Source organism: Streptomyces sp. NPDC057950, from assembly GCF_042887295.1.
Taxonomy (GTDB): domain Bacteria; phylum Actinomycetota; class Actinomycetes; order Streptomycetales; family Streptomycetaceae; genus Streptomyces; species Streptomyces kaempferi.
Map to the genome: position 1 here is coordinate 1 of NZ_JBHVPP010000041.1, position 20,036 is coordinate 20,036.

Below are 20,036 nucleotides of genomic sequence, written 5' to 3' on the forward strand. Positions count from 1 at the left end.
ACCTGACGAACAGGACGACAAGAGCCGTGTAACGGGAGACTGTTACGCACGGTTCTGTGAGAGCCGGGAGGTGAGATTCCTCCCGGCTACTCGGCGGTCCGCCGCGGGAGCGGCCGATTGCCTCGTCCGGCCAGGGCTGCCCCTTATTCGGGCCCCGGCGGCGTGCTGGTGGGCCCGCACGGTGGTCGAGTCGGTGCACACGATCGACCAGTCGACCTCGCCGACGGCATCGCAGTGCTGCTGGAGAGGCGACAGCAGCCGGTCCCAGGTTCCGTCGGCCGACCAGCGTCGGAAACGCTCGTAGACCGTCTTCCACGGCCCGTACCGGTCGGGCAGATCCCGCCAGGCCGCCCCGGTGGACAGCTTCCACAGGATCCCGTTGACTAACCTGCCGACGGTCCCGCACCGGCCCGATCACCGCCCATGCCTGATCAGTCACCTCATGATGACGCACCACAAACAGACCAACGACCCAACCACTTTGCGGACACGCCCTAGAGATGGTGTTCTCGCTGGGTAGGCGGCGGGCCAGGACGTCGGTCATCGCGAGGTGAATCATGGCTTCGGAGCGTGCGGGCAGGGCTTCGTAGTCACGGGCCAGGCGGCGGCGGTGGAGCATGAGCCAGCCGTAGGTCCGCTCGACCGCCCACAGTTTCAGGATCGGAGTGAAACCTCTGGTCCCGGGTGTGCGTTGAGTGCTTTCCATGTCGATGGTGTCCGGACCCGGGTAGCGCCCTCTCACCGTCTAGGGTCACCCGTACGCACTCTCGACGCTCCACGCTCCTGGGACGTCAGAGTCGGGTGGCCATCACGTGCGCGAGGCGCAAGAGGTCGCGCACTCCCGGATCATCCCCGTGAGCCCGGGCCAAAGCTGCGCGCTCGGCGTCACCCAGACCGGCCGTCGGCCGCCGCAACAGCGAGCCGGGATGGTGTAGATCGTGCACCCTGGTCACGAACGCGAAGGAGCGGCGCCGTAGCGGCGCGTCTACGTCGAGCTGCCCGGAGTAGAGGACGTGACGTCCGCCCGGTGCCGCCAGCACGGCACGCAGACGGCGGGCGGAGCCGACGATCGCGGGCGGGGGATCGACCGGGGCGAGCTCCCGCCACGGGTCGAAAAAGCGGACCCGGTCCTCGGACCCGGCATGGCCGCAGACCACGTCCCAGGCCGGGATGGCGCACAGCTGCGACAGTATCGGGGTATCGCTAGACGCCACCGGCCGCATTCCGTCGGCGTCCAGCCGCCACAGCACCAGCCCGCCGTGCCGCCCCGCCGTCACGAGCGCGTCCTCTCCGGCGAAGACTAGCTCTCGTACCGGGGCGTGCTCCGTCGGTACCGGGGCCGCGTCCAGCGCGTGGCCGAGTCCCGCGTGGACGGCGATCAGACGGTAGCCGTCGCACAGAACCATGCGGTCGCCATCAGGGGTCACCGCCATCGGGCCGCCGGTGCTCAGCGCCCACTGCCCGAGGTCTACCTGACGCAACTCCCCGGTCGTCCTCAGGACCAGGGCCTGCGGCCTGAGGGGCAGCGAGACCACACATCCGAACGCCGTGGCCGCCAGGTGCGCGCCGGTCAATGTACGTCCTCGCGCCAGCATCCGAGTCTCGAACGACGTGTGCCGGACCAGTTCTGCCCGGGCCGCGTACCCCTCGCTGCGGCGCAGCGCGAGGACGTCCCCGGGGCCCATAACGGCGAGCGACTCGTGGCACACGGGGCCTCGGTGGAGCACTGTCCGCGTGCCGGGCTCCGGCTCAAGGGTTTCGATCACCTCACGCGACTGTTCGTCCGGGTCGTCCGTCACCTGCGCGGTGGCCAGCACCTCGCCGCCGTGCCCGAACGCGCTGTGCGCCGCGGAGAACACGCCGAAGTCCTCGGGCAGCGCCCGGGTGGCCGTGCCGGCCGCTCTCTCTACGAGAGCCCGCGCGCGGCGAGGGGAGAGGGACCGCAGCCAGCCGAACAGTTCCGCGTCCAGCGGATGGTCCGGCGCCCCGGCGCGCCGCGGGATCCGGTGTACGAGGCGCACCGCGTCGGCGAGGGGAGCGGAGCAGACGAGCTCCCAGTACGCCGGCCAGTCCCGCCGACGGGCAAGCTCGCTCGCCGTGTCCTCCAGTGCCGCCACCGACACGTGCGGTACGGGCAGCAGTTCCGGGAGCCACCCGTCCACCGCGATCCGGGCCTCCGGTATGTGCCGGCCCAGGGAGTCGAGGTCGAGCACTTGCCGCGCAACGTCGACCTCCGGCACCGTCGGCAGGCCCGCCGCCCGCAGCGCGCGGTTCTGCCGTGACACCGCGTCGCCCAGGGACGGCATGTAGGTGGCAGGCGCGCGGTCGGCCAGCCGGCGCAGCCACGTCACCGCCTCCTCGCCGGCCTCCACGGCTTCCTGGGGACGGTCTGCGTCGAGCAGGATCGCGTGCAGGCTCATCAGAGCCGTCGTCCACGCAGCGGTGTAGCGGCGCGGATCGGCCTCGGCGAGGCGCTGGTTGAGCTCGGCCACCTCCCGGGCCGGCGCGACGGCCTCGGCGTGCCGACCGCGCGCGGACAGGTGCCCGCGCAGCCACTCCAGCGACGCGACGAGTGGCGTGTCCTCGACCAGCGTTCCCTCGCGCACCAACTCCCGGCTCAACTCGATCGCTTCGCGCAGGGCGACGTCTTCCGCAGGCGGGCGGAACGTGAGGGCCGCCCCGTTGGACAGCGCGATCGCCAACCCCCTGCGCTGCCCCGGATCGAGGACGGCGGCCCCCCGGTAGGCGCTCGCCGCCTCCTGGTTGGCCCGGTACGCCTCCTCCCACCGACCGGCCGACTCCAGATGCACACTGACATTGGCCAGCGCGGTCGCCCGGTACGGTTCGTACCGGCTCAGATCCTCCCCGGCGAGACGGGTGAAAAGTTCCACCACGCGCTGCTGCGTCGCCACCGCGTCGTCGACCTCGCCGGTGTGGTGCAGCAGGCCGGCGACGTTGGTCAGGCTACGGCCGACGTGCTCCTCGTACGTCTCAGGATCGTCGCTGGCCAGCTCCTGGAAGAGCTCGGCCCCGTGCCGCGCCGCCCGCAGCGCCTCCTTCGTGCGCCCTAGTTCGTGCAGGTCGTTGCTGTGCCCGGCGTACAGCCAGGCGTGTTCGTGCCGGTCCGGTGCCACCGCGATCCGGGACGCGAACAGCCGGACGTTGACGGCCGCCTGTCCCATTACGAGGTTCGCGGGGGCCGGGTGCGGCACGGCGTGCACCACGTCCTCCAGGAGCGCCGTGGTGATGTCGGGCAGTTCGGCCAGAGCGGTGAGGGCGGCGCCCCCGGCGGCTACGCCGAGGCCGGGGTCGGCGGCCAGCAGCGGATACAGGCAGGCGGGCCCGAGGTGCGGCCAGCGGCCCGCCGCCGCGATCAGTGTCGACACCCCCCGGACGGGACCGGAACCGTGCTGCAGCACGGTGCCCGCGGTGTCCGCCGCCCAGGACTGGGCTGGATAGTCGGCCGCGTGGCCCGGCACGGTCAGGGCTACGAAGTCCTCCGCCAGCCTGTCCGGATAGAGCGGTTCCAGGACCGTACCGTGCACGCCCTCGGACGGCGGATAGCAGACGCTGTGATCCGCCAGCACGGTGTGCGTCGGCTGTCCGATTTCCAGTGCGTCTACCAGCGATGCTCCCCGTTCTTGTGGCTGCGCGCCGCTTAGGGTGGCGGCGAAGACTACCTGGTTCATGACCGTGGGGGGCAGGGTGATCCGTCCCGCGCCCCGTCGGTCGTGCAGCAGCACCCAACCCAGGTGCTCGCAGTCGAGGAGGTAGAGGGTGAGCCCCGCCAGATCGGGCGGGGCGCGCCGACCCGAGGCCGCGGCGTCGATGGCGACCAGGGCGGCCATGTGCACGGCGAGGACCAGTCCGAAGTCGTCGTCGACGAGGTCGGGTTCGCCCGCCGGCGCTACGATTCCGTACCGCTCGGCGAAGGCGGCGCGTGCCACACGGAACATCGCCCCCCGCTCGCCCTGCCCGGCCGCCGCGCCGCTCGGCTCGTCCAAAGGCGCGAGGGCCTGTGTCGACACATCGATCTGCTCGCTGGCGAGCGCCCCGCGCAGCGCCGGCCACGGATCGGTGCCGCGCGCCAGCAGCAGAACGCGGGCGCGCACGTTCGGCCGGTGCAGCAGAGCGTTGCTGAACAGCCAGGTGAGGGTGGTCAGCGGCCAGCGATCCGCGTAGTCGACCAAGAGCAGGAGCCCGGCCGCACTGTCCGGCGTCAGGTCCTGGCTGCCGGGTGGCGGCAGCACGGTCCCCGGCCCCTCGACCGCGGTGACCACCTTCCAGCCCTGTCCGGACAACTCGGCGGCCAACTGATGGGCCAGCCGGGTCTTTCCCTGCCCGCCCGGCGCGTGCAGCCAGCGTGCCGCCCGCTGCGGACCGCCGGCGCACCAGGCGCGCAGCGCCCCCAGCTCGTCCTCCCGGCCGGTGAACGGCGCCACGGCGAACCGCGCGTGGAGCATCCTGCTGGGCTGCTGCCGCAGCCACTGCGGATCCGCCTCGGGGGCTGGCGCCCACCGGCGCAGCACGTACAACGGCGTGCCGTCACCGAACACATGGATGTCCGCCCCGACGACACCGTAGGCGAACCCGCCCGTTGCGCTGACGTGCTGCTCGCTCACGTCGCGCGGTCACCGCGGCCAGCGCCGGGCTCCTGATGGACGATCACGTTTCCACCCTGCGCGCCGAACGCCTGCCCGTGGTCGCGCGCCTCGACGTGCTGTACCCAGTGGCGCTGCTGGGCAGGCAGTTCGTCCTGCAACCGGCGGGTCAACTCCCGCACGTCATCGGCCACCTCAGGGTGCGCGCGAAGGAACTGCTCGAGCCGCAACTGCCATGCCGGCGCCAACTGCCGGCGCGCGGCCTCCGGGTCCTCCGCCGCGGACACCAGCGCGGCCTCGCTCTCCAACAGCGCGACCAGTGGACCCTGCTCGGCCGCGTCGCCTCGCCCGAACAGCCGCAGCAACCCGGAGCGCGCGGCGCTCCAGGCGTCGGTCGCCATCGCGGCGACGAGCGTCGTCGAAGCGGCCGTCGCGACCGCCGCCAATGATTCGATCACAGGTGTCCTCCCGTTGCCGATCCCGCCCTATCGTGACACCACGGTGCGGCCCGCGCGCTCCCCGATCAACATGCCGCAGCGATATGATGGTTGGCCATACCATCGGAACAACGACACGGCGACGACGTGGGCGAGGGGGGAGTCGTGTGGCGTCGCAAGGGCCCGAACCGCGCTGGTCTGCGCCGGCAGCTCCGCACGGCGCGCGTCCTGTTCGATACCGATGACTTCGCCGCGGCGGAGGTGCTCCTGCGCCGCCTGCTGCCCGACTGCGAGGCGGCGCTGGGCGCGAATCACGAAGAGACCATCGGCCTGCTCAACCTGCTCGGCTCCACCCTCTATCAGCAACGCAAAGCGGTAGCGTCCGCGCGGATCGCCCGCGAGGCTACCGACCGTGCGATCCGTGCCTGGGGCCCTGACGAGCCCGCAACCCTCGACTGCGCCCAAAACCTCGGCGCAGCCCTGGCCATTCAGGGCGATGTCTCCGCGTCCGTCGCGGTTCTCGACGACACCTGGCAGCGCCGTGCCCGCCGTCTCGGAACCGCCCACGAATCCACTCTCACCACAGCCAACACCCTCGGCGCGACCCTCTTCGCCGCAGGCCTCCACAGCGACGGCCTCACGGTTCTGCGTCACGCCCACGCTCAGAGCACGGGCCTGCCGGCCGGACATCCGGTGCGCGAGAACATCGCCGACAATCTGCGAATTGCAGAACGGAACGCGGGGGCCTGACCAGCGGCACCCCGACTGGGGACGCCACGGGCAGGCCGACCGATCCCCCTAGAGGATCTGTCCGGCGACTGCCTCCGTCTTCACCGACGCCGAGCGGGAGTCCTTGTAGTGCCCTGTGTACCAGATCCCACACTGACCCCCGAACACCAGTCGCCCACTTTCTGGCCGCCCACTGCTCGAGTCGATCAGCCGGAGCTCGGGCAGGGCATCACGGCTGAGGAATCCTTCGATCTGGCACACCAGCAGCCCGACCGTGGCGCCGCGATCCACCCGCCACGCCATCCGCACGGAACGCCGCACGAGCGCGGGCAGCCGTCGCGCCATCGTGCGGGTCGTCAAGAGCGATCCTGCCCGGAGCCGTGACGGGTCCCGGTAGAGGAACTCCTCCTCTCGAACACCGGCCCCCGCGGATTTGTTGTCGGGTGAGGTGCCGTTCGATGGTTGGGGCGGCTGTTGCGGTGTGATGGCCGAGGTCATCGTTCCCCCTGAGCGGTCGCTGTGGCGGCGACGTGAAGGCCAACGACCTGGCGGATATTTCGAACACACGTCATTCGGTCGTGCTCGCACGCCCGTAATCGCAGGCGTGAGAGAGCCCGGTGGGCCCGCGAAACCAGGTCTTGCTTGGAGCGGCTGAGCCCTCGGAATGGCCGAAACGCCTGCACCGGGCCCGTGCGGGATTGGACCTGTGTGGGTGGAGACCCGTTTCTTCCGTCCCCGGGAGTTCTCTGTGGAGCCGATAGTGCGGGACGGTGGCTCGTACCGGTCGTGCCGTGGCTGCGGGCTCCCGACCCGCGAGGCCGCGTTCTCGTCGTGGCAGGGCGGACACCTGCGTGGTGGTGTGACGTACGCCGCGCGGGTGGAGCGGAGGGTGCCCGGCTGGGGCACCGGATCAGTTCTGGCAGTGGAGGAGGAGCTCGCTGAGCACGGCAGCGTCTGGTCGGTCCTGTGGCGGACGGTTGGGATTGGCGGTGTATCTGGTGGCGGGGATCTGCCGAACTGTCGGCGGTGGAGGAGGCGTTGTCGCTGGCGCCAAGCGCAGGGTGGCGATGTAGGCGCGGACCATCTGGTAGGTGACCGCGGCGTTCTCGGTGAGGAGTTCGCGGTGCAGGCGGGTGACGCTCGTGCATCCCGCCGCGAACCGCCGTTCCAGGTAGGGCTTGTAAAGGGTCGAGCCTGGTGGGGCGGGGCCGGTTCTGCTGATGCCAACTGGCTTCAGCGGTCGGAAGAGCTGAACCAGAGAGATGGTCGGCACTTTGGTACAGCACAGTTCGCGGTATCTATGGCTGCCGTGCCTCCGACATCGTTGTCGAAGGCACGGCCTGCCGGAGACGCGGCCCTACGGGATGCAGCAAGCCCCGCGGGGGCACTGGACGCCGGGGAGCGCGGTCGGCCTACGGCGTGTAGCGGGCGTCACTGCCGTACAGCTCCCTGGTGAACGCTGAGACATCGGCACTGCGATTGGCGCCGTCAAGGTTGTACGTCAGATAGACGCCGTACCCCTCACTGACCGTGCGTCGGGCGAGACTGGCGGCCGTGCTCTGCGAGGTCCCGCCGATCTCCACGGCCGCCGGCGACAGCTTCGACTTGGGCAGCGCGATGTCGGGCACCTGCCAGGAGCCGTAGTACGGGTTCCAGGCGTAGTTGAACTTGGACGAGACGTCGACACCGCCGTAGGACACACGCGACGCGGCCGGGCCGATGTTGTAGAGGCTGATGATCTTGTCCGGCATATTGGTGCGCAATGCCGACACCAGGTACACGAACGAACTGGCGTTGGGCTGGCCGGTGCCGTTGTTGCCGTACTCGGCATACTCGTCGTCGAAGTCGATGCCGTCGAGGCCGTACTTGGTCACGGTGTCGGACAGTTGTTTCGCGAACGTCGAAGCCGACTGCTGGGATGGGAAGTTGGCGAAGCCCGCGCCCTGGTGGTTGCCGAGGACCGAGAGGACGACCTTGATGCCCTTCTGCTGCAACGGTCGTATCTGCGTGGCGGCGTTGGCGAGGACGCGTTGCACGTTCTCGTTGAAATACAGAGTCGCCGCCTTCCTCCCCGTGTCGTAGTTGATGTTCGCCGCGAAGATCACGGCGACGTCGAAGACGTTGCCGCCGCCGTTGGCGAGGGTGTACTTACCGACGTTCAGCATGCTGTTGTTGTTCACCTCGACGTACGCCACCGAGGTTGGTCCCTGTTTCGCGGCTGCTGGGACCGCTGCCGCGCCGGTCGTGGCGGTCGCGCCTAAAGCGAGGCCCGCAATGGCCGAGAGCGCGAGCGCGACCGTCCGTACTCTGCTCCGCACCGGAGTGAACATCGTTGATCGGTCTCCCATCGTATGGGCGGCGCCCAACCTGTTCGCGAGCGCCGTGTGAGACCCCCGATCATTCCGTCCCCGAGACCGAATCCCCAGAGCCGCGTGAGAACTTTCCGCGACGCCCGCGCACATCGTGCGATAACTTGCCCCTCGGCGGGGTGACGACCGCTGGCGACCCTTGGGGGAACCGTACGTATTGAATACATCAGCCACCAGATCCGCCACGTTATCCGACCCGATGGACATGCCCTATCCTGCCGGTAGCTGCACGACCTGAGTCGAAAAGGTCGGGTAGGACACTCGGTGTGGATGACCGATGCAAGTCGCCTTCGTGCTCCAGTGGGCTCTCAGATGTCCCGCGTTCGGTATCCACGGTCGACCGCGGGAAGCCCTGTGTACGCGCGCAGCCCGGCATGAGTGTCCGGAAGTTTGTATGTGGCGAGGTGCTCGCCGATGTCACCTGCCGTGTTCCACCAGCCTTCGTCGAGGTCGGCAAGTGCATACAAAACCTGCTGCTGGGGTCGGGCGAGGCTCGCGTACGGGGGGCGGGGGTCCGGCAGGGGGCTGTGGAACAGGTTCGGCAGGACCGCCTTTGCCGTGGGCGCCCGTAGGTACGTGCTGACGGACGGCAGGCAGGCGGCCACGGCGGCGCGTGATGTGGGGGAGGGGGGAAGGGCGAGCAGAACGTCGGCGGTGTGGCCGTGGAAGTCGCCCTCGCTGTAGTCGGTCGCGGGCACTGGCGCGGGGGCCGAAGCCGCAGCTGCGAGTTCAGCGACGGCTCGGTCGAGAAGCGGGTCGTCGAATTTTGTGGTGGAGTTTCGAGCGGTCTGAGCGATGGTAACGGCGGCAGCCCAGCGTACGAGTCCGTCTTCGGCATCCAAAGAGGTGCTGCAACTCTCCTGGAGGGCCGTCGTGCCGAGAATGCCCAGAGCTACGAGCGCAGTGGCCTTCGTGACGACATCGTCCTCGTGCGCGGCAAGGCGGAGCAGCAGGGGCAGGGAGGTGCTTGCCCATTCGGGGAACCAGGCCAGCAGGTAGGCGGTTTTGGTACGGATCCGAGGATTTTCATCGTCCAAGAGACTGGCCAGGAGGGGAAGCTCGGCAAGTACGGCGTCGTATGACCGTATCGAAGCGTCGCGGGCTGCGACCGGATTCCCGGCGGCCACCCAGTCCCGCATGTCTTGCAGGTTCCGGCGTCGCTGCTCGTCCCGCTCGGTGGCCAGATCCCTTTCGTACCGGGGAAGGAGTTTCTCGGGGGCGTTTTCGGCGGCTTCCGCACGCCAGGCGGCGATGTCGGCCCCGTCGATGATCTCGCGCTCCTCGTCCGGGTTGACGGCAAGGCCGGACAGGAGCTCCAGTGCGTGTTCACGTGCAGGACCCGGGCCGGCGAGAGCGATACGGGAAAGGAACGGCACCGCGTACGGAGACGCTTGACAGCGGCTGCCCTGGTGCGCGAGATGGTTGAACAGGGAGCTGACGGCCTGTTGTCGGGCCTGTTCATCGATTCCGCACAGGGCGCGCAGCTGGCCGGGTACGTCGGCAGCCGTCCCGTAGGCGTGGTTCAGATTCGACCAGTCCACCTCGTCCAGGCCGGTCAATAGGTTGTGGTACGAATTGATCATGGCCGCATGATGGCAGGGCCCTCTGACATCGCACCCGGGGCGTCCTCGGGCGAACCGTCGTGCTGCTGGTGCTGTTGGGGCGCAGGCCATGCCGTGATCACCTTGATGCCAGGGCTACTGAGGCCCGGCACAACGCCGTTGGTCTCGGTCCCGACAGCCCGACCTCGTCGACCAGTGATGAAGCAGAAGCAGCAGTTCGCCTCGGTGGTTGGCGAGGAAGGCGACTGACCCGCGGGCGGCGGCCGTGGCCGCGAGGGAAGTTGTGTGCATCGCGCGATCATGGCAACCGCGCCGTCGAGATGGTGTCCACGCGGCTATTTTTGACGGCGTGTTCGGTCTCGGACGGCTGGCGACGCGTAATGGCGGCGGGACAGGTGATGGGGTGGGGTGGGATCGACAGTCGGCGGGAGTTGGTTGAGGCGGTCCGGGAGCGGCTGCGGGCGGGGGTGGTGCCGGCCGTGGTGTGTGGCGAGTTTGCCGTGTGGACGCCGCGGTGGTCGGAGGCTGCCGTGGTGGTTGGGCTGGCGCTAGGGATTGCGGAGTCGGAGTTGGTGCGTCGGCTTCACGGTGAGCCGGAGCAGGTGCAGGGTCAGTTCTGCTCGGGGGAGGAGCTGCTGTACGGCGAACTCCTGGAAACTCTCGGAGTGTTCGATGTTCCGAAGCAACTCAATGAGCGGGAGGCCCAGGTCGCGGAGCACTTGCGGACAACGATTTCTGCCGCCGGCGGAGTGTCGAGTGGCGTCGGCCTTGGTCTCTCACGGCAGTTCGTCAGGGGCGAGTTGACGGAAGCGTTTCGCACGCTCACGCGTATGGGGCCTCGTGCCTCCGGTGGCCGGCCGGTGGAGTTCTGGGCGGCTTTGGTTGCTGCTGGTGAGGTCCTTGACCTGGCGAACGATGGCCGCCGGACGACTTTTCACGCGCTCGGCGAGTGCCGGCGGCGTTTGGATGCAGCTATCCGCTCGATTGATCCAGGAGCGTGATTACGAGATGCTCGTGTCCTGCCCCGACTCGGTCGGGGCAGGACACACGTCCGCCCTGATCGCGCATGGGCCGACAGGGCATACGCTTCCCGGAAGAACCGCGCTTACCTGCGCCGCCGTGGGATCTGCTGCACCATCCCGGAGAAGGCCGACCCGCCACGCAACCGCCAAAAGCTCGGCTCCCGCGGCCGCCGACCGCCACGCTTCGACCCGGTCGACTCGGACCAGGCGGCAAGGACAACTTGGACAGGGTCGGCGCGCACCCCGATCCCGTTAGCGCCACACCGGTAGTCTCGCCGGCCGTCGCCGCCAGCGGAACCCAGCACCGGCGTCCGCCTCGCCGACGGCACATCAATACCGATCAGCAAGGTGAAAGCCGGCGACACGGTTTTGGCCACCGACCCGCAGACCGGCATCACGGCACCGGAGAAAGTCCAGGCCGTCATCGTCACCACGACGGACAAGGACGTCACCACCTTGACCCTGGACACGTCCCCGACCCGAGGCCTCCCACAGCACAAACCCGGCACGCAGACCCCCACCACCACCTGGCACCACCCCTTCTGGAACGCCACCCACCACCGCTGGACCGACGCCCACGACCTCACCCCCGGCACCAAGCTCCGCACCGCGGACGGCACCACCGCCACCGTGGCTGGGATCCGCAACTTCCACCAGCACAAGACGACTTACGACCTCACGGTCGGCACCCTGCACACGTACTACGTGCTCGCAGGCGTCACCCCGTTCCTGGTTCACAATTGTCCGACCGGCGGGGCTGCCGATCTCCCGGACTTCGACCCCAGTGGCGCCCCTCGGCATCAGCCGGGCGCGGCGGCCAGCCGGTCGGGCGAGTCTTCGGCCGAGGCCGAAGCCGAGGAGGGCAAGGAACGAGCGGAGTCCAGGACAAGTGCGGTCGAGGAGGTGTCCAGCGTTGCGCAGCAGGTCGGCGATCGCATCGGGGGCGGCGTGCAGGCGACAGACCCCGTCAGCGCGGTGGCCGTGACCGTTGCGGTGGGGATCGACGCAATCAAAAAGGGGCTGGCACGTAGAGCACGTAGGGCGGTAGAAGGCGACTGATGAACCGGGTCAGGGAGAATGCCAAGGAGATCGTCGACCAGTATGGCCGGGACGGATCCCTGTCTGCGGAGAGCCTCCACGCGGCAGAGTTCGGTGTCTGGGACCGGCTGACTCCGGGCGTGCTCCTCGTAACCGCATTCTGTATCGCGGCGGTCGAGGAACCGACACTTGGCGAGCAGATCGCGGAGTCGGGCGACAGTGTGTTGTCCCGACTGATCTCGGGCGACTTTCAGGCGATCGAACTGGACGCCGATGACGCGGCCACGGCCTGGGAGCGAGCGGTCGCTCGGCTCTCGGAGTGCTCCCGACGGCCCGGTTTCTCGCCGCGTGGCCTTGACACCCTGCTGGCGCAGGCCGAAGACCTTTGGTCCGAAAGCCTCGCGTCCGGCGAGGTGACCTGTTCCCGAGTCAGGGACGGCGAGTCCGGGCCCTGGGACGCGGCCGAGACACCGGTGCCCTCCGGAGTGGAACGGCTCGACTGCGGCGTGCTGAGGGTGCCGCGTCTGGAGGGCGCGCGAATCCACCCTTTGAATGCCGACGAGCGTACCGTCGGGGTGGTCGTCTCTCTCGGAGACCATGCCTTCAGCCTCCAGGCGTTCAGGGCTCCATCGGGCCCGGTCTGGGGGAATGTGCGGCCGAAGGTCATCCAGGAGGTCCTGAACCAGGGTGGTGCCGCGGAGGAAGCGGAGAGCGGCCTCGGTGCCGAGATCCGAGCCCAGGTACCTGTTGTGAAGGACGGACAGCAGGTGCTTCAGCCGACGCGGATCGTCGGGTGCGACGGGCCGGGATGGCTGCTGCGTGGGGTCTACGGGGGGCCGACAGCGCTGGCAGACGCGATAGATCTGCGGGCCTATCACCTCTTCACCCAGACCATCGTCGACCTGCCCCCCCGCCCCTACGGATGACACCGCGGAAATCACCGTGGTGGAAGTCACCATGCGGTAGGCGGGCTTGTATGAATGGCAATGCCAGAAGCGAATCCAGCCAGGCTAGACGTGTGTCCATCGAGCGAAAGTGCAAATGCAAAGACAAATAGGAGTGGCCCGGGTTGGGATGGTCCTCGGCGCGGTGCTGTTGGCCACGGGATGTGGAGGGTATGCCGCCTCCTCCAAGGCGGCTGAGCCTGCAGCGAAGGCGAGTGGCACAAGTGCTGTTGCGGCCGGCGGGAAGGCAGCCGTGGATCAGGTGGGTTCGGAGTGCGGCGCAGCCCGCGGGTAGGCGCGCCCAGGTCAGGCTTCCGCAGGCGGGGGCCCGTGCCGCGTTCGGCAGATCGGGCGGCTGGGGTGTTTCCGTGTCACGATCGATTTGATGTTGTCGATCACGAGCGGCACTCCTTGCTGGGAGAAGGTATGAGCGGCCAGCGCGTTTCAGGCACGGTGAAGTGGTTCAACGACTCGAAGGGCTTCGGGTACATCGAGCGGGACGCGGGGCCGGATGTCTTCGTGCATCACTCGGTGATCCAGGCCACCGGCTTCAAGTCGCTGAAGGAAGGCCAGAAGGTGACGATGGAGGTCACCCAGGGCAAGAAGGGCCCCCAGGCCGAGAACGTCGTCCCTGGGTAGGTATGCCTCCCGGAGCGAAGCCGGCGTCGGCGGTTCAACTTGCCTGCGCCGGGGCTTGGTTCGCCGGCTATCCGTTCCAGACCTGGGTGACACCGGCGTTTGTGCGCCCCGCTGACGGCGCTTGCGTAAGTGGCCGCGAGGGGCCCTCACCAGCATGTTCTCGTGGGGCTGGATGCCCACGGCCCACATCGGTGCAGTGATTCCGCCGGCGCCCGGTCGTTGCGCAGTCTCGCCGGACAGTCTGCGCAGGTGGTGCGTACCGGCTGCGCAACGCCGTGGCCTGCCGTGGTCGGGTCCGTGGTCGGGGTGCGGCGGTGCATAGCGGAGTGCGCTGCCGGGGCGTGGTTGCCCTGGCCGAATCTTGTTGTTTGACAGGCGCGCCGCGTCATCGAATGTCCTGCGGTCCACAGGGCGGGCCGGGGTCGTCATCCTTGCGACACCAGTTCCAGCATGCTCACAATTTGTAACCGTATTGGTTACTCTCTGTGTTCAGTCGTGAAGTGCACGACGCCCGGAACCGAGGAGAGAACCCCATGCGACGCGTGTTCACCAAGGCGGCCGGCCTCGCCGCCGTAGGCGTGCTGGCCTTCACCACGGCGCAGCCCGCCCAGGCCGGCGGCCTCAGCAGCCGGCCCGCCCGCGCCGCCGCCGAGAGCGCCGCGTACTTCGAGATGACCGACGTCACCCGTGAACGTTTCATCGTCAAGCTGACCGAACCCAAGGACATCGAGCACGCGCGGGAACTCGTCAGCGGGGAGACCACCGACCGCCCTCACCTGTTGACGCGGATCGTCAAGCGCACAGCCCCCTACAACCCGCGCTGGAGCTACCACAGCAACCCCGACAACACGCACTTCTTCGACCAGGCCATCGAGGTCTGCGACGCGACCATCCCTTACGTGGAAGAGCACCTCGACGAAGCCGGCGGCGCCTTCCTGCCCGGTCTGGTCTGGTGCGACTGGACCTCCCGCCTCGTCAGGGAGCTCCCCGCCCCGTAGGTCCCCAATCGGGCCGGCTGGCACCGTACCTTCACACGCCGACCCATGCAGGGCTGCTCGGGCCGACCGCTCGCGGCCGGCCCGAGCCCGTATGTCCAACGCGCTCCCCACCCGGGCGGGGAGTGCTGGGCACCGCCGGATGGGGCGGTGCCCAGCGCCGGCCGCGCGGCGCGTCAGCCGGCGGTGTCGTCCGGCTTGGCTTCCGGCCGGCAGAAGCCAGAGGTCTCGATGTACTCGGTGTCCCGGACCACGGTGCGGAACTGGGCTGCGGAGATCGGCGACGTCTTCCGGCCGGCCATGGTGCAGTTCGCGACGTGCAGCACGGCGGGCTGGGGGGTCTTTGGGTGGCGCTTGCTCTCCAGCATGTAGCCGTCTCCCGCCCCGGTGGGGCCGTTGGGAGGCCGTTCGGCGGGGAACGGCAGTGGCGCCAGAGCGGGCCGCGGCTGCGGTCGTGTCGGGCGGGGTGGTCGTCCGGCTGCCTGGAGGGCGCGCTGTAGCGCCTCGCGCTGCAGGCGGAGGTAGGCGCGGATGGCGTCCGTGTCGGCGAGCTGCCTGTCGAGGTGGGCGAGGATCGCGCGCAGGCGAGCGGGATCAGGCGGCAGGTCGGCCATGTGTTCGATTATATTCGAGCCGCCGGAGTTCGCGGCTGCGCGGGTTCGCTGTCCTGTGTCATCGAACTTTGAGTGTGTGCCACCGAACCTTGAGCGGTAGTCGTGAGTGGCACCGCCCTTCGCTCAGGACCGCATGCGATAGGTCACGTGTGTGACCGAGTTCGCTGCTCGCGACTCCACCTGTTCAAGATTCAGTGACGGCACGCCATCGAACAGCCGCGTACCGGCGCCGAGCGTGAACGGCACGATGTGGAGCCGCAGCTCGTCGATCAAGCCCGCGGCGAGGTACTGGTTGATGGTGGTCGCGCCCCCGTGGATCGACACGTTGCGGTCCCCTGCCGCCTCGCGAGCCTGCCGCAGCGCGGACTCAATGCCGTCGGTGACAAAGCGGAAGGTGGTGCCGCCGTCCATCGGTTGTGGGTCGCGCGGGTGGTGGGTGAGCACGAAGACCGGTTCGTGAAATGGCGGATTGTCGCCCCACCATCCCTTCCACTGTCGATCCCATGCGCCGCGTACGGGGCCGAACATGTTGCGCCCAATGATGAAGGCGCCGACCGCCGCCAGCCCGTCGAGCTCAGCCTGCCGCTGCTCCGGGGTTTCGAACATCCAGGAGTGCAGTCTGTCGCCCCAGCCATCGCCGGCGTCGTCGCCGAACGGGCGCTGCTCGGACTGGTTGAGCCCTGCCGCGTACCCGTCGACGGAGATCGAGAGGTCGCAGGTCACCTTGCTCAAATGTTCGGTCACTGAGTCGTCCTCCTGGTGGCGACCTTGCGTCGCCTTCGCGGTCCGTCCGATCCGTTTGTCGCTGGGGTAGACCGTTCCGGGCTCGCAGACTCATTGCCCGGCCGTACCGCCTTTCCCAGCGTCACTCAGCTACTCGCGACCTTCGACGCCGTTCTCAGACTTCGACGACCCGAACTCGCGTCCGTCAAGGTTCGATGGCACGCGATCAAGGTTTCGGCGGCACGGGACATTGCCGAAGGGTGGCGGTGGGGTGTGCGTCTGGACTCGTGACATACCTGCACGGGATGGCGAGGGTCCGACAATCAGGGAGAGTTCTATTCTCTGTTCGAGGTGGTGAGTGTTCGCCGCCCGGATGAGGACACCGTGATGACGACCGCAGCGCCCCGGGTATCGGAACCGGACCCGAGCACGATGCACTGCGCGGGCAGTCAGGTCGGTCTGCGTGCGGGGTGTCAGCGGCAGGCCTTGCGTTACGGGCCTGGAGGCCTGCCTCTGTGCAGTTGGTGCATGTCTGATCAGCAGGCGCGGTGGGGTTCCGCGGTGCGGTTCAAGAGCACCCGTCCGTAGCCGTGCTCCCGGCAGCCGTAGGGGTCCACGTGGTCGTGCCGGGCGGGGAACATCCGGGGCTGTACGCCGGTTATACCGGGCGTGGTTGTGGAGGGGACGGTGTCCCCGGGCCTCACTTCTGGCCCATGAGGACGATCGTTCGGCTGAAGCCTCATGGAGCCTTTCGCCGCGTAGGCGACCGCCCTTCACGACCACGCACAAGGACAGCCCCGGCCGGGACCGACACCGGACCGGGGCTGCTTGCGTCCCGGTCCGGCGTGGGACTGTCTTCCGAAGCGGTGAAACTACTCTTCCCGTCGGCGGGCGGGCGTGCCCTGTTGTGGGTGAGTCCGGTTACGTGAGGTGACTGCCTGTCGGAGCCTTTCCGATGAGCGGTCTCCGTCCGTGAAATCAGGAGGACCCATGAGCAAGATGACCGAGGCCGAAGCCGAGGAGCTGTTCGCGCAGATCGACGCGGATGGAAGCGGCGAGATCCGGCTGCGCGAGCTGAGGGACTACGGCCAGGCCAACGGCGGCGCCATCGCCGGGGTCAGGCTTGCCGACTTCGTCCGGGGTGCCGACACGGACGAAGACCGGCGGATCACACTCACCGAGTTCAAGTCGTTCCTCGTCTGACACGACGGCGCCGGGACGGGTGAGGTCCACACGCGTGGGGGCCGGCCTGCGGGAAGAGGCCGGCCCCGTGGCATCCACCGATCCCCCTTGACCGTCACGCACGCAGCCGCGGCCGGCACTGACAACCGGACCGGGGCTGCGTGCGTGAGGGCCGCGCGGATGTCGACGGGACGGGATCGATGCGGAAGGCGTCGGCTTGCGGGGCAGTTGATGACGCAGGGCCCGCGCGATGCAGTAGCTGTGGTGATTGCGGCGTTCTGCGTTCGGGGGAGCGGAGCGTCAGCCCCACATGCCGACGTTCTTCTGCTCCGCGGGCTGGTAGTTGTCGGCTGCCTGGCCGAGTGCCTGCTGAAGGTCGGCGATGGATGACTTTGTCGAGTCCCTGTGTGGCGGTGTTCCACTCCTGTTGCAACCGCTGCCAGGCATTGGCCGCCTCGCCTTCGTAGGAGCCGGCGAGCTTGGTGATGTGGTTGTTCATCTGGTCGATGTCGCTCCGCAGCTTGACCGCGGTGTCGCTGACATCGGACTGGGTCTGGCGGATCTGGGCGGCTGGCTCTGCTTCGAGGACGAAGCCGGCCAGGGGCGGAGGCCGCCCAAAGGCCGCACCTGGAGCCGCCGAGGCCACACGCCTGTCGTGCGGGTCACCGCCGCGGGCACCAAACGCGTCTCCATGGCGGCGCTGATCTGCACCAAGTCCGGCCATTGGTCCTTGGGCTGATCTACTGCATCCACCTCGACCTCGACCTCGACCTCGACCTCGACCTCGACCTCGACCTCGACCTCGACCGCGGCCCGGCCAAGGGCCGGCGCAGGGGCTTCACCGAGAGAGGGGGTGGGCGAGGTCCGTTGCGGCGTACGCCCAGCGAAGTCCGTGGCGTTCGAGATCCAAGGTGCGCAGGTAGGGGGATGCGAGGGCCATGGGGTGGACGGCCGCGCAGTGGTCGTGCAGCAGGCCGGGCACGGTCAGTTCGCCGCTGCGGGTGCCGCCGCCGACGGTGTCGGCGGCTTCCAGGACGGTGACGGTGAGGCCGGCTTGGGCGAGCGTGACGGCGCCCGTGAGGCCGTTGGGGCCTGCTCCCACGACGAAGGCGTCGGCGTTCACTTCAGGGTGCCCTTGGTGTGCCGGAACCAGCGCAGGTAGCCGGGGGTGGGGGAGCCGAGACCCGTGGCGTCGTCGTAACCGGGGCGGGCATGGAGGCCGAAGTCGTGGCCGAGTGTGTAGAGAAGGTAGCGCTGTTCGCCGGTGGAGGTGTCGGTGTCGGGGCCTTCGTCGCGTACCACGGTCAAAGGTGGCGTCCCGGCTTTGGCCGGCTGATCGGTGATGTCGTGGAAGAGGTGGGCGCGGGGGAGGGCGTACAGGAGCGGGTTGGCGAAGCCGAGCCGGTGTCCGCAGGCCTGCTGCGCGTCGGCCTGGATGGCGGCGAAGGCAGGGGTGGCCGCCGATGTGCCGCCGAATCCGATGAGGTGGAAGGTTTCGGCGTCGGTGAGGCCGATCAGGACGGGCAGCGCCCCGTCGCCTTCCAGCGACACGTCGGGGGTGGTGCGGTGTCCGGTGCTCCCCGGGACCCGGTCGTGCTGGTACCAGGGCTGCGGGAAGTCGCTCACGCCCCCTCCGCCTCCGAAGGTGAAGACCCCGGGGACAGGTCCCCAGGCGGTGCCGTCGTCGGTGAGGATGGACAGTTCGTCGCCCATGCTGGTCTCCCAGGCGTAGTCGCCGTGGCGGTCGAGGGCGAGGGTGGTGCCGCCCACCGAGGTGACCCACGGGGATCCGCTGGGGAAGTCGGCCTGGGCCTGGGTGGTCTTGGGGTCGCAGTTGACGCCGGTCTGGGCCGCGTCGGGTGAGGAGTCGCCGCAGTCGCCGGCCGCGAAATAGACGCCGATCCCTTCGGCTGCGGCCTGCTCGAACAGCAGGTCCCACGCATCGATGAGGGCGGGTGTGAGGTGTCCGGGCTCGGAGTGGATGATCTCCGCCCACGAGTTGGAGATACCGTCCGCCCGGCGGCCGTCGATGACGTACGACTCAGCGTCCATCAGGTCGTTGTCGAGGCAGGAGTCGGCGCCGACGTAGAGGATGTCTGCGTCGGAGGCGAGGCCGTGGGCAAGGTCGATGTCGAGAGCCTGCTCGCCGGCCCAGGTGCCCGGGGGCGCGCACGCGTCGCTGACGTGCCAGTCGGCGGCGGTGACGTGCTGGCGGTACTGGTGTGGTCTGAAGGCGCGGTCGCCGGTGATCTTCGCGTAGCGGTCGGCATCGGCGGGCATGTCCGGGGACCCGTAGGCGTCCACGATGGCGATGGTGGAGCCCCGCCCGGTGGCGCCGCGGGCGGTACCGGCACCGTAGGCGTGGCGGAGCTGCGCGGGGATGTAGGGACAGGGCGCGTACGCGGGGGTCTTGCCGTAGGCCTGGGGGAATCCGGTGGCGGGTTTCTGTCCGAAGTGACCGGAGCAGACCGCGCCGTCGGCGGCGACACCGAGAGCGGGTGCGGGTGCGGGTGCGGGTGCGGGGGTGGGGGTGGGGGTTGGGGTTGGGGTGGGGGTCGACAGGGGCCGGGCAGCGCCGGGGGTGGAGAGACCGGACACGCCGAGCAGGGTGGTGACCAGGGAGGCGGGCACACTGAGGTCGCCGGCGGGGGCCTGGCTCGTGCCGAGGCCGGTGCGGTAGCGGTGCAGGCTCGCGCCGAAGGCCCGTCGCACCGCGCCGGCGGTGCCGGTGATCTTCACGTAGTGGGTGGTGCGCTGGGTGACGGTGAGCCCGGAGGCGTGCAACCAGCGGTGACGCCGACGAATTGCGCGGCCGTGGGGCCGAAGCGCCGCTGGTATGCCTGCGGGGTGAGGTAGTGCCGGTAGTGGGGGCTGTGCGGGTCGCTGATGTCGCGCAGGAGGTCGGTGAGGCCCCGCGGGTCACGGGAGTTGAGGTAGAGGCGGGCGCTGACGTGCTGATCGCCGGGGACGGGCCCTGCGTCGGCGGCCGCGGTGGCGTATGCCGGCCGGGACCCAGCTAGGGGGTGGCGGTGGTCGGCGGAGTGGGCGGTGGCGAGGGGCGCCGTGCCCAGGAGTGCGGAACAGGCCGCCGCAGCGACGTAGGGGCGCAGGCGACGCCCAGGACGTATTCGGGCAAGGAAAGACAAGAAGAGGTCCCTTCGGGACGAGGCGCTGGACGGCG

The 20,036-nt window shown here is 69.1% G+C and carries 14 protein-coding genes and 6 pseudogenes; 7 read left to right on the plus strand and 13 right to left on the minus strand.

Going from position 1 to position 20,036, the window contains the following annotated elements; translation table 11 throughout:
* Nucleotides 1-97 precede the first annotated feature (97 nt).
* The 4 genes and pseudogenes from ACFVTC_RS41295 to ACFVTC_RS41310 form a co-directional block, all read right to left on the minus strand.
* Nucleotides 98-502 (minus strand): annotated as a pseudogene (locus ACFVTC_RS41295) (IS5 family transposase); the annotation flags it as partial.
* Nucleotides 497-712: pseudogene (locus tag ACFVTC_RS41300) on the minus strand (IS5/IS1182 family transposase); the annotation flags it as partial. The pseudogenes ACFVTC_RS41300 and ACFVTC_RS41295, both read right to left, overlap by 6 nt.
* 79 nt (nucleotides 713-791) lie before the next feature.
* The gene (locus ACFVTC_RS41305; protein ID WP_390134783.1) at nucleotides 792-4,622 is read right to left on the minus strand and encodes a hypothetical protein; all 3,831 of its coding nucleotides are present in this window, start codon (nucleotides 4,620-4,622) and stop codon (nucleotides 792-794) included.
* On the minus strand, nucleotides 4,619-5,059 hold the full coding sequence (locus ACFVTC_RS41310) for a hypothetical protein (protein ID WP_390134785.1): 441 nt from the start codon (nucleotides 5,057-5,059) through the stop codon (nucleotides 4,619-4,621). Before ACFVTC_RS41310 ends, ACFVTC_RS41305 begins: the two co-directional genes overlap by 4 nt.
* A 144-nt stretch (nucleotides 5,060-5,203) precedes the next feature.
* On the opposite strand from ACFVTC_RS41310, the gene ACFVTC_RS41315 reads away from it, so the two are divergent.
* Nucleotides 5,204-5,788 carry a tetratricopeptide repeat protein gene (locus ACFVTC_RS41315; protein ID WP_390134787.1) on the plus strand — a complete coding sequence of 195 codons (585 nt, stop codon included), beginning with the start codon at nucleotides 5,204-5,206 and terminating at the stop codon, nucleotides 5,786-5,788.
* A gap of 228 nt (nucleotides 5,789-6,016) precedes the next feature.
* Here the strand turns inward: ACFVTC_RS41315 and ACFVTC_RS41320 are convergent.
* The 3 genes and pseudogenes from ACFVTC_RS41320 to ACFVTC_RS41330 all read right to left on the minus strand — a co-directional run.
* Nucleotides 6,017-6,265: pseudogene (locus ACFVTC_RS41320) on the minus strand (ABC transporter); the annotation flags it as partial.
* Nucleotides 6,266-7,179: 914 nt separating this feature from the next.
* Nucleotides 7,180-8,097 carry an endo-beta-N-acetylglucosaminidase H gene (locus ACFVTC_RS41325; RefSeq protein WP_390134789.1) on the minus strand — a complete coding sequence of 306 codons (918 nt, stop codon included), beginning with the start codon at nucleotides 8,095-8,097 and terminating at the stop codon, nucleotides 7,180-7,182.
* 347 nt (nucleotides 8,098-8,444) lie between these two features.
* Nucleotides 8,445-9,719 carry a HEAT repeat domain-containing protein gene (locus tag ACFVTC_RS41330; RefSeq protein ID WP_390134791.1) on the minus strand — a complete coding sequence of 425 codons (1,275 nt, stop codon included), beginning with the start codon at nucleotides 9,717-9,719 and terminating at the stop codon, nucleotides 8,445-8,447.
* A 410-nt stretch (nucleotides 9,720-10,129) separates the two neighbouring features.
* Here ACFVTC_RS41330 and ACFVTC_RS41335 point away from each other — a divergent pair, with 410 nt between their 5' ends.
* The 5 genes and pseudogenes from ACFVTC_RS41335 to ACFVTC_RS41355 all read left to right on the plus strand — a co-directional run bounded on the left by ACFVTC_RS41335 (nucleotide 10,130) and on the right by ACFVTC_RS41355 (nucleotide 14,339).
* Nucleotides 10,130-10,699: a hypothetical protein gene (locus ACFVTC_RS41335; RefSeq protein ID WP_390134793.1), complete on the plus strand. Its 570-nt coding sequence runs from the start codon at nucleotides 10,130-10,132 to the stop codon at nucleotides 10,697-10,699.
* A 345-nt stretch (nucleotides 10,700-11,044) separates the two neighbouring features.
* Nucleotides 11,045-11,779 (plus strand): annotated as a pseudogene (locus ACFVTC_RS41340) (polymorphic toxin-type HINT domain-containing protein); the annotation flags it as partial.
* Nucleotides 11,779-12,684 (plus strand): DUF3710 domain-containing protein, encoded by a 906-nt coding sequence (locus ACFVTC_RS41345; RefSeq protein ID WP_390134795.1) that lies wholly within the window; start codon nucleotides 11,779-11,781, stop codon nucleotides 12,682-12,684. The pseudogene ACFVTC_RS41340 and the gene ACFVTC_RS41345, both read left to right, overlap by 1 nt.
* A 444-nt stretch (nucleotides 12,685-13,128) precedes the next feature.
* A complete protein-coding gene (locus ACFVTC_RS41350; protein WP_390134797.1) occupies nucleotides 13,129-13,341 on the plus strand; it encodes a cold-shock protein in 213 nt (70 codons plus the stop codon).
* Nucleotides 13,342-13,874: 533 nt separating this feature from the next.
* Nucleotides 13,875-14,339 (plus strand): calmodulin-binding protein, encoded by a 465-nt coding sequence (locus tag ACFVTC_RS41355; RefSeq protein WP_390134799.1) that lies wholly within the window; start codon nucleotides 13,875-13,877, stop codon nucleotides 14,337-14,339.
* 173 nt (nucleotides 14,340-14,512) lie between these two features.
* On the opposite strand, the gene ACFVTC_RS41360 is transcribed toward ACFVTC_RS41355, so the two are convergent.
* A complete protein-coding gene (locus tag ACFVTC_RS41360; RefSeq protein ID WP_390134801.1) occupies nucleotides 14,513-14,950 on the minus strand; it encodes a DUF6233 domain-containing protein in 438 nt (145 codons plus the stop codon).
* Between the two features lie 123 nt (nucleotides 14,951-15,073).
* Nucleotides 15,074-15,694, minus strand: a complete 621-nt coding sequence (locus ACFVTC_RS41365; protein WP_390134803.1) for a dihydrofolate reductase family protein — start codon at nucleotides 15,692-15,694, stop codon at nucleotides 15,074-15,076.
* Between the two features lie 969 nt (nucleotides 15,695-16,663).
* Here ACFVTC_RS41365 and ACFVTC_RS41370 point away from each other — a divergent pair.
* On the plus strand, nucleotides 16,664-16,876 hold the full coding sequence (locus ACFVTC_RS41370; RefSeq protein ID WP_390134805.1) for an EF-hand domain-containing protein: 213 nt from the start codon (nucleotides 16,664-16,666) through the stop codon (nucleotides 16,874-16,876).
* Between the two features lie 94 nt (nucleotides 16,877-16,970).
* Here the strand turns inward: ACFVTC_RS41370 and ACFVTC_RS41375 are convergent, their stop codons facing one another.
* From ACFVTC_RS41375 to ACFVTC_RS41390, 4 genes and pseudogenes are all read right to left on the minus strand, one after another.
* Nucleotides 16,971-17,579 carry a WXG100 family type VII secretion target gene (locus ACFVTC_RS41375; RefSeq protein ID WP_390134807.1) on the minus strand — a complete coding sequence of 203 codons (609 nt, stop codon included), beginning with the start codon at nucleotides 17,577-17,579 and terminating at the stop codon, nucleotides 16,971-16,973.
* Nucleotides 17,580-17,702: 123 nt separating this feature from the next.
* A pseudogene (locus tag ACFVTC_RS41380) lies at nucleotides 17,703-17,978 on the minus strand (FAD-dependent oxidoreductase); the annotation flags it as partial.
* Nucleotides 17,975-19,135 (minus strand): S8 family serine peptidase, encoded by a 1,161-nt coding sequence (locus ACFVTC_RS41385; protein WP_390134841.1) that lies wholly within the window; start codon nucleotides 19,133-19,135, stop codon nucleotides 17,975-17,977. The gene ACFVTC_RS41385 and the pseudogene ACFVTC_RS41380, both read right to left, overlap by 4 nt.
* A gap of 363 nt (nucleotides 19,136-19,498) precedes the next feature.
* A pseudogene (locus ACFVTC_RS41390) lies at nucleotides 19,499-20,001 on the minus strand (protease pro-enzyme activation domain-containing protein); the annotation flags it as partial.
* Between the last annotated feature and the right edge of the window lie 35 nt (nucleotides 20,002-20,036).